Below are 8362 nucleotides of genomic sequence, written 5' to 3' on the forward strand. Positions count from 1 at the left end.
TTGTCTGTTATTTTTATGAATAGAGAGGATGATTATTCATTGCGCTTTGACCCCTTATATAATCCTTATCCATCCCAGCGCATGACCACATATGCGCGTAAAGGCATGGTCGCAACTGCCCAACCGTTGGCAGCTCAGGCAGGCTTAGAGATATTGAAACGAGGTGGCAATGCTGTTGATGCTGCCATTGCGACAGCAGCTTGTTTGACGGTACTCGAGCCTAATTCTAACAGCATTGGTGGGGATACCTTTGCCATCGTTTGGCATAAGGGTCAGCTTCACGGCTTGAATGCTAGCGGTCCTGCCCCAATGGCTATTTCTATTGATGCTGTGAAAGCGGCAGGCCATGAGAAGATTCCTACATATGGCATGCTTCCTGTCACTGTGCCAGGCACGCCGGGGGCATGGGCTCAGCTGTCTGAACGCTTTGGTCAGCTCCCACTGACAGAAGTTTTACAGCCAGCCATTGATTATGCTGAGAATGGATTTCCCGTCTCCCCGACCATTGGAAAGTATTGGGCACTTGGCTTTAAAAACATTAAAGCGTTAGACAATGAACCGTTCACTCCTTGGTTAGAAACATTTGCGCCAAAAGGAAGAGCACCTAAAATTGGAGAAATGTGGCGCTCACAAGCCCATGCTAGGACACTCCGTTTAATTGCTGAGACTCGAGCTGAAGCCTTTTATAAGGGCGAGCTGGCTGACAAAATCGATGCACAGTTTCGCACGTATAAGGGTTATTTACGAAAAGAAGATCTAGCAGCTTATGAGCCAGAATGGGTGGCGCCTATTCATGTCAATTATCGTGGCTATGATGTTTGGGAGATCCCACCCAATGGGCAAGGTATTATCGCCTTAATGGCATTAAATATTCTAAAAGGTTTTGAGTTTAAAGCGAAGGACATTGTAGAGACCTATCACCAGCAGATTGAGTCTGTAAAGCTAGCATTTGCTGATGGGTTGAAATATATTACGGATCCTAAAAGCATGGCGTTAACTCCTGAGGCCCTCCTTTCAGAAGGCTACGCTGAGACACGCAGGCGCTTGATTACGGATTCAGCCTTATTCCCAACAGCAGGCGTACCATTTAAAGGAGACACCGTTTATCTTGCTACCGCAGATAAAGAAGGGAATATGGTGTCTTTAATCCAAAGCCATGCTGGTGATTTTGGCTCGGGGATTGTTATTCCAGATACGGGGATCTGTATGCAGAATCGTGGTTCTGGTTTTTCTTTAGATCGTACTCATCATAATGCGCTAGAACCAGGAAAGAAAACTTATCATACCATTATTCCTGGATTTATCACAAAAGGAACAGAAGCGATTGGGCCATTTGGCGTTATGTGCGGTATGATTCAACCCCAAGCCCATGTTCAAATTATCATGAACTTGATTGACTTTCTATTGAATCCGCAAGCCGCTTTGGACGCGCCAAGATGGCGATGGTTAAAAGAAAAAAAGATCGAGGTGGAGCCTGGATTTCCAGATGCCATCGCTCAAGCCCTAGAGAGAAAAGGACATAGTGTCCAGCGTGCACTAGACTCTGGAATGTTTGGACGTGGACAGATTATTTTAAGGAATCCCGACAGCGGTGTATTGGCGGGAGGAACGGAGCCACGTGCGGATGGTGAGGTTGCCGCGTGGTGAATCCTAGACTATCCATTGTGACTTAGACCCGGACTTTATGAATGAAAAGGGGAATGAGCATGAGGAAGAGAAAGATGCATTGGGTAGCAATACCATTGTTGGTGATACTCATTTTTACGATGACCGCTTGTGCATCTGAAACTGATACGTCATCAGGGAACAGTCATATCAAGGTGGTTTCCAAAATGAAGGGAACTGTCCGCGTCGCGCTGGCGGGCTGGCAACTAGACAATGGGATCGATGCATTGACAGGTGCAAAGATTCAGGGCTTAAAGGACTATCTGAAGGAAGAATTTTATCCACGCTATCCGAACATTAAGTTAGAGCTTACTCAGGTTCCTTGGGAAAATGCGAAGGCTAAGCAAACGGCAATGTTGAAATCGGGGGATGTTGATGTCCTCTATTCGGGTGGTGCTTTTGAATTTAACTGGTACCAGGAGGGGCTCTTAAAGGATTTGAATCCATTAATTGCTCAGGACAAAGAGTTTGATCCAAGTATTTATATGAAAAGTCTTTGGGAGAATGCTGTTAGCACGCGTTCCCCTGACGGTAAAACCCAATTTGGGATTCCTATCTCTTTGGGGCGTCGAGCTATAGGCTATGATAAAGAGCTTTTTAAACAATGGGGTGTCACGCCGCTTTCTGAGAACCCGACTCCACAAGAAATTTTGGAAAAGGCTAAAAAGATGACTGGTAAAAACCCAGTGACTGGAAAACAAAACTACGGACTATGGTGGGAAGGCAACGGTCTAAATGATTCCACGGTAGTAGCTCTAAGCTATGCCTTTGGTGCCAATGGTGGAAAAGGAACCCTCAGCGATGTCGGCAATATAAAGTGGCAGCTTAATTCTCCAGAAATGGCCAAAGTGATGGAGTGGCTTAAAGACGCATCAAAATATGCACCCAAAGCATTCGTTAACGGTAAGGGGAATGAAAAATGGGCTACTAAGGATAATGATATTGCGATTTATCTTGATGATTCCGGGGCGACATTGATGTCAAATTATGAAGAGACAAAGGATTCAAGTCTTTTAGATCGGTTTCAGCCAACGATGAATATGGGACCAAATGGAAGCGGCTGGGTATCGACAGACTCTTTTGTCATGGCGAAGAATGCGAAAGATGAAAAAGCATCATGGGCGGTCATGAAATTTTTAACCAATCACGATACGCAGGTCTACTTGCATAAAAATTTGAATAAATCACCAACCTTAGCTGATCCAGATTTTCTAGATGGAAAAGACGCCTTTTTGGAAAAGGAAATCAAAATTGCTGAAGTTTCCAAGCATACCTTATTGGATGAAGCAAACCCTTATTTCAGCAGTGATATTGTTCCTGAAATCAATGGCTTTATTAGTAAAGCAGCTAATGGCAATGCCCCTAATATTCCGAGCTTTTTAAATGATATCCAACAGCGGGCGCAAAAGTGGTCAGCGAATCAATAGGATTATGGGCGGAGAAATATTCTTCGCCTGTTTTTATACTATCAGAATGTATAACTTCGCTGACGCGCATAAAGGAAGAGAGTATAAGTCGGGCTTTGACTTTCGCCCCCTAAGGTTTGGTGACACCTTTAGTGTGCGCGCGGAAGCACGAACATCAGGAGCGCCAATAGAGTTCCCCCTTATTGTGTGATTAAAAAAATCACATTGGGAGTACCAGCAAAGTCCTGCAAACCCAGTTTTCTTTATATTCCAAGTAGTATTGAAGTGTGCGTATGTATATCATTGCTACCTAGATGATTGACGACTAAAACGCTGTAATTTTCGGAAGATAGGTCATTTTTCTAACTTGACAAAATATTTAGATGTCGTTTAAGATAATGGTATTAGCTTCCACCATGTCCTTTTCAAGGTCAGGTGGTCATTTTTTTTAAATAAATAGAGAAAGACATAGAGACAAAGAAGTGAGATTAAAGGAAGTAGGAAGGAATCGTAAAATGGACACAAAAACCAATCCCATTGATGTGAAGGATATTATTATCGCTAATCAAGTGTTAAAGGATACGGTTGTTCGGACACCGTTGCAGAAGGACGCTATTTTGTCAGAACGCTATGCGTGTAACGTGTATTTAAAGCGTGAGGATTTACAAGTGGTCCGCTCATTTAAAATTAGAGGCGCTTATCATTTTATGCAAAGCTTATCGCAGGAAGAGCTTGAGCGCGGGGTTGTTTGTGCAAGCGCCGGCAATCATGCTCAAGGTGTGGCTTATTCTTGTAAAGCTTTGGGTGTGCAAGGCAAGATCTTTATGCCAAGTACAACGCCTAGACAAAAAGTTAACCGCGTGGCTTTTTTTGGAGAACCGTTTGTGGAGATTATTCTTACTGGTGATACGTTTGACGATGCTTATGAAAAAGCAAAGGCCTATTGCGATGACCAACAGATGGCCTTTATTCATCCATTTGATGATCGACGGACGATCATTGGTCAGGGGACCATTGGCATTGAGATGCTTGATAGCATGGAAGAACCTATCTCCCATGTTTTCATGTCCATTGGTGGTGGTGGCCTTATTTCTGGTGTAGGTACCTATATAAAGGCGATTAGCCCTGAAACGAAAGTCGTTGGGGTAGAACCTGCAGGGGCGGCGTCTATGAAAGCTTCCTTGGAGCAACAAGAAGTAGTTAGGCTAGAGCACATTGATAAGTTCGTCGATGGTGCGAGTGTACAACGCGTTGGTGATTTGACCTTTGAGATTGCTCAAACGGTCATTGATGACATCGTAGTTGTTCCAGAAGGAAAAGTATGCACCACTTTATTAGACTTGTATAATGAAAATGCCATCGTTGCAGAGCCTGCTGGTGCCATGCCGATAGCAGCGCTGGATTTTTACAAAGATCAAATTAAAGGAAAAACGATTGTTTGTCTCATCAGCGGAGGGAATAATGACATTGATCGCATGCAGGAATTTAAAGAGCGCTCGCTTATTTATGAAGGCTATAAGCATTATTTCATCGTCAACTTTCCCCAACGTGCAGGAGCCTTGCGAGAGTTTATGAGTGAGGTTTTAGGTGAAACCGATGATATCACACGCTTTGAGTATACGAAAAAAAATAATCGTGACAAAGGACCTGTTCTTGTTGGCATTGAGCTTAAACATACAGAAGATTATGAGCCGCTTATTGAGCGTATGAACAAAAAGGGGTTTAGCTATAAAGAAATTAATAAGGATGAGCATCTATTTCATTTGCTCATTTAAAAGATGCGTGGGGTTTGGACATCTGTTCCAAACCTTTTTTAAAAGATCAGTAAGCATAAAATTTCTGGGCATGAGGACGATGCGCGATTCCGTTCCAGGCCGCTCGCTTTCCGAGGAGGAGTGGCAAGCCTCCTCGCGCCTTCGCACTGCTAAGGTTTTACCGATCTTCCCCTTCCCGCAGGCTCTCATATCGCATCATGAGTCAGCGGCGCCCGAGGAACATACGATTTTAGAGTGTTCCGAATCTCGCGCCTTGCGCTCCCATCCACTTGAACAGGCAATGAAACCTCTTCCATATCTGATGATGCTCTATATTAAGGACAAGGACTGACACGCTTTTCGCCCGGTTTTTCTTATACTATCAGAATGTATAATTTTGCTGGCGCTCTTAAAGGAAGAGAGTATAGGTCGGGCTTTGGCTTGCGCGCACCAGAGGCTTGGCGAGACCCTAAGTGTGCGATAGGCAAAAAGCACATCAGGAGTACAAGTGAAACGGTGTGTGTGTGCCAAATTTATCAACTCCCCACAGACTTAGAATCCGCACAGCATGCCTGGATTTTCCCCTCGGTTAAAAACCACTTGTGAGCGTTTAACCCTTTAGAGTAAACAATTTTAGTTTTCTTCCCCAAACCTTTCAAAGCGTGTGCCCTTAGATAAAGTAGCTGCAAATAAAAAGATACAAAATTGCACGCAAAATGAGAAGATATAATGCCAATGGACGAGCTGATAATAGCCTAACCCTTTTAATAGTGGCAGGGCGATAAAGGAAGAAAAAATGCCATATAAGAATGATTTTAGAAAGCGGTTCATGTGCGGCATTATTTTTAAGAATAAGACAACAAAGTAGGGCATGACAATAAAATTCCAGGGTAAGAAGTTATTGGCGAAAGGGATTAGGTCATAACGATATTCCCACAAATGAAAAAAGATTCCTATGGAATCTAAAAATGAGGTGGTCACAGCAACAAAGGCTCCAACATAAAGTGCGCGATGAATGCTTTCACGCCTAAAGGTGAAGATCCAAAGCAAAATCGTCACGATGAAGACGAGGGTAATGATCCACCAATGCCAAGTGAGAAAAACATGCTCACACCAAATGTCATATTTTTCATGGAAGGCTTGCATTAAATGCTGTTTATAGTGTTCAAGTTCAGCAGAATAACTCATTGAATCAACCTTTCGTAAGACGCTGCTCATTAGTATGACCAACCGAAAAAAATGTAAACGTGAAAAGCTCTCGAAATAGGAGCTTTTCATAACAAAAAGGAACTGGATCTCAAGAGATTTCAGAAGCTCCTAAAGCTCTCATAGCTTTGCATGATGCAGAGAAAAAATCTTGAAGAATAATGACAAAGGATGTGAAGAATATTATGCTCAAAGTCACTATGTAAGGAAGGGTTCACCTTGATACCACCTGTGATGATAAGTGAGCTGACTGATGCTCATATCTTAAGTGATCATTATCGTTTTTTTAAAACAGTAGAAATAGCACATGCTGCAGGCGGCAGACAACAGCACGTTTCTTTTGCCAAGGACAATGAACAGCCAACCTATTTTACAACCTTGAGTCTTTATTGGAAGACGCTCTTACAATGCATGGTAGTAGATGAGGCTACTGGAGATATCTTTGCCACGCAAGTTGATCACCATTTAAACAGTGGAGAGGTGCAAAGCTTTCGTATCGTTCGGCTCAATAAAAATGGCGAGATGTTGGATTGGATGGCGTGTAAATATGGTGGGCATGGTACAACGTTAGGCATCGAGAATGAAAATGGCAAGGTCTATATTTGGTCAGGTTATCAAGACGAGCAGCATCATTATAAATTGGTGCGTGTCCCTTATCAGCCGGGGGTCATCATCGATGGAAGTGAAGCGACAACCTATAATAGCTTCACACCATACTATATGACGCCGATCACAGATCAGAAAAATCAGCGTATTGCTTTTCGAATCACTGATCCAGAGGGCAGACAAGTGATTGAACTCAGGAGACTGGAGGATGTTAAAAAAGGGGTTAATCATGTTTTGGGTCGGCTGCAAATTCCACGACAATATACGCAAACCATGCAAGGGGTGACCATTGATGGGGAAAGTCTCTATTGGTATACGGGGGATTCCAATGTGGATGGCATCAGTGTGCCATGGCGGATCATTCGGTTTAATATGCGGACAGGCAAAGTGGATGGCGTGCTAAAGTGTGACTTTGGGCGTGAAGGGGATGGAACCTGGCGAGATGGCTTTAGAGAACCAGAATCCTTATATCTCTATACAGACCCTCATACAGGGCAAAAAAAGTTATTAGCGGGTGTGGTGGTGGGAAAACCGCTAAAAAGAGTGAATAAAATTTATCAGCTGCCACTTTCAGCGTTCAAAAGCTCCTAATAAAAAAGCTGCGGGCATCCACTCGGATACCCACAAAGGCTAAGAAAGCACATAAAAGTTAGGGGATATTGAAGGATCACCTACCAAACGTAAGCAGCACCGACAATAATTAACAAAATAAACAAGACGACGATTAAGGCAAAGCCGTTACCGAAGCCGCCGTATCCTCCGTCAACTCCATAGCTCATGTTTTTTCACCCCCTAATCAGTTGATAATACAGAATATGTTGGAAAAAAATTTCTGTATGGACGAATGAAGTCATTTTTAAAAATCCATAATATACCTAAAAAACTTGGGACTTCATACTGAAGTCGATCTAAATACACTATATTTAAAATGAGGTAGGGTTGTACTTTGGGACATTCAGGGCGGACAATCAAAATAATGCGCAGTATGTTACTCAGCTTCGCGATTGTTTTTCTGATAGACACGGTTCCGGGTGTTATGGGCTTAGGTCAGGCAAACGAAAGCTTTGAGGAACAAATTGAGCATTTTGGAAAAAAGTATACAGACCAAGTGCCGGAGCATTATCCAATGGAAAAGGCGATCAAAAATGGTGACATTACACCCGTTAACATAACAGGATCACAGCGACAAAAGATTGACCAGTTTGTTGATCATGTAAAAAATAAGCAAGCGGATTTTATCCGCTTTGTCCGCTATTCACCAACAAATGATCCCGTTATAACTGAGTTCCAATTTAATGGCGAGTTGATTTACTACCGTTTTGATAGTACAAGAGATAAGAGTGGTTTACTTGATAAAGGAGCTAAAGTTGGCAAACACATTAAGATGCAAACGGATTATTGTAAAAAGCTTGTAAGTAATAAGGAGAAATTGTATTTAACAGAATGCTATAAAAACGGCAAAATTACCTTTTAGTCACTAAAACGTGGTGTCTGATTCGTTTCAAGACCCGCGTTTTTTGTATAGACAAGAATAAACGATCCCTTCAAGGCAGATATTCAGCCTCCTCATTCTCTGCAGTGTGGAAAAAAATAATAGGTCCTAGTCACTATGTCATTTTTTAGTATGTGTAAAATAGTTCTCGGTGGTATTTCTACAAAATCCTAGCCAAAAAAGAAGAGGCACTCTATCATAAATGTATGCCTACCAGAGCAAATACATCGTAG

General features: G+C 42.6%; 7 protein-coding genes. 5 read left to right on the plus strand and 2 right to left on the minus strand.

Annotated elements, in window-relative coordinates:
• The first annotated feature begins 15 nt into the window (after positions 1–15).
• From IEW82_RS16170 to ilvA, 3 genes are all read left to right on the plus strand, one after another.
• On the plus strand, positions 16–1647 hold the full coding sequence (locus tag IEW82_RS16170; RefSeq protein WP_188696856.1) for a gamma-glutamyltransferase family protein: 1632 nt from the start codon (positions 16–18) through the stop codon (positions 1645–1647).
• A gap of 59 nt (positions 1648–1706) precedes the next feature.
• On the plus strand, positions 1707–3092 hold the full coding sequence (locus tag IEW82_RS16175) for an ABC transporter substrate-binding protein (protein WP_188696870.1): 1386 nt from the start codon (positions 1707–1709) through the stop codon (positions 3090–3092).
• Between the two features lie 494 nt (positions 3093–3586).
• Complete coding sequence (gene ilvA, locus IEW82_RS16180) at positions 3587–4846, plus strand: threonine ammonia-lyase IlvA (RefSeq protein WP_188696874.1); 1260 nt, start codon at positions 3587–3589, stop codon at positions 4844–4846.
• Between the two features lie 612 nt (positions 4847–5458).
• On the opposite strand, the gene IEW82_RS16185 is transcribed toward ilvA, so the two are convergent.
• Positions 5459–6013, minus strand: a complete 555-nt coding sequence (locus IEW82_RS16185) for a CBO0543 family protein (protein WP_188696877.1) — start codon at positions 6011–6013, stop codon at positions 5459–5461.
• Between the two features lie 237 nt (positions 6014–6250).
• Between IEW82_RS16185 and IEW82_RS16190 the strand changes: the two genes are divergently transcribed.
• On the plus strand, positions 6251–7228 hold the full coding sequence (locus tag IEW82_RS16190; RefSeq protein ID WP_188696880.1) for a phage baseplate protein: 978 nt from the start codon (positions 6251–6253) through the stop codon (positions 7226–7228).
• An 80-nt stretch (positions 7229–7308) separates the two neighbouring features.
• Here IEW82_RS16190 and IEW82_RS16195 read toward each other — a convergent pair whose 3' ends face one another.
• A complete protein-coding gene (locus tag IEW82_RS16195) occupies positions 7309–7416 on the minus strand; it encodes a YjcZ family sporulation protein (RefSeq protein WP_188696891.1) in 108 nt (35 codons plus the stop codon).
• 167 nt (positions 7417–7583) lie between these two features.
• On the opposite strand from IEW82_RS16195, the gene IEW82_RS16200 reads away from it, so the two are divergent.
• Positions 7584–8111: a DUF4362 domain-containing protein gene (locus IEW82_RS16200; RefSeq protein WP_188696894.1), complete on the plus strand. Its 528-nt coding sequence runs from the start codon at positions 7584–7586 to the stop codon at positions 8109–8111.
• Positions 8112–8362: the final 251 nt, after the last annotated feature.

The organism is Pullulanibacillus camelliae, from assembly GCF_014642655.1.
Classification (GTDB): Bacteria; Bacillota; Bacilli; order Bacillales; family Sporolactobacillaceae; genus Pullulanibacillus; species Pullulanibacillus camelliae.

Excerpts from the sequence above, each read along its gene's own strand:
- IEW82_RS16175 (WP_188696870.1), top strand. The coding sequence starts at position 1,707 with ATGAGGAAGAGAAAGATGCATTGGGTAGCAATACCATTGTTGGTGATA.
- IEW82_RS16170 (WP_188696856.1), top strand. The coding sequence starts at position 16 with ATGAATAGAGAGGATGATTATTCATTGCGCTTTGACCCCTTATATAAT.
- IEW82_RS16195 (WP_188696891.1), bottom strand. The coding sequence starts at position 7,416 with ATGAGCTATGGAGTTGACGGAGGATACGGCGGCTTCGGTAACGGCTTT.
- IEW82_RS16185 (WP_188696877.1), bottom strand. The coding sequence starts at position 6,013 with ATGAGTTATTCTGCTGAACTTGAACACTATAAACAGCATTTAATGCAA.
- ilvA (WP_188696874.1), top strand. The coding sequence starts at position 3,587 with ATGGACACAAAAACCAATCCCATTGATGTGAAGGATATTATTATCGCT.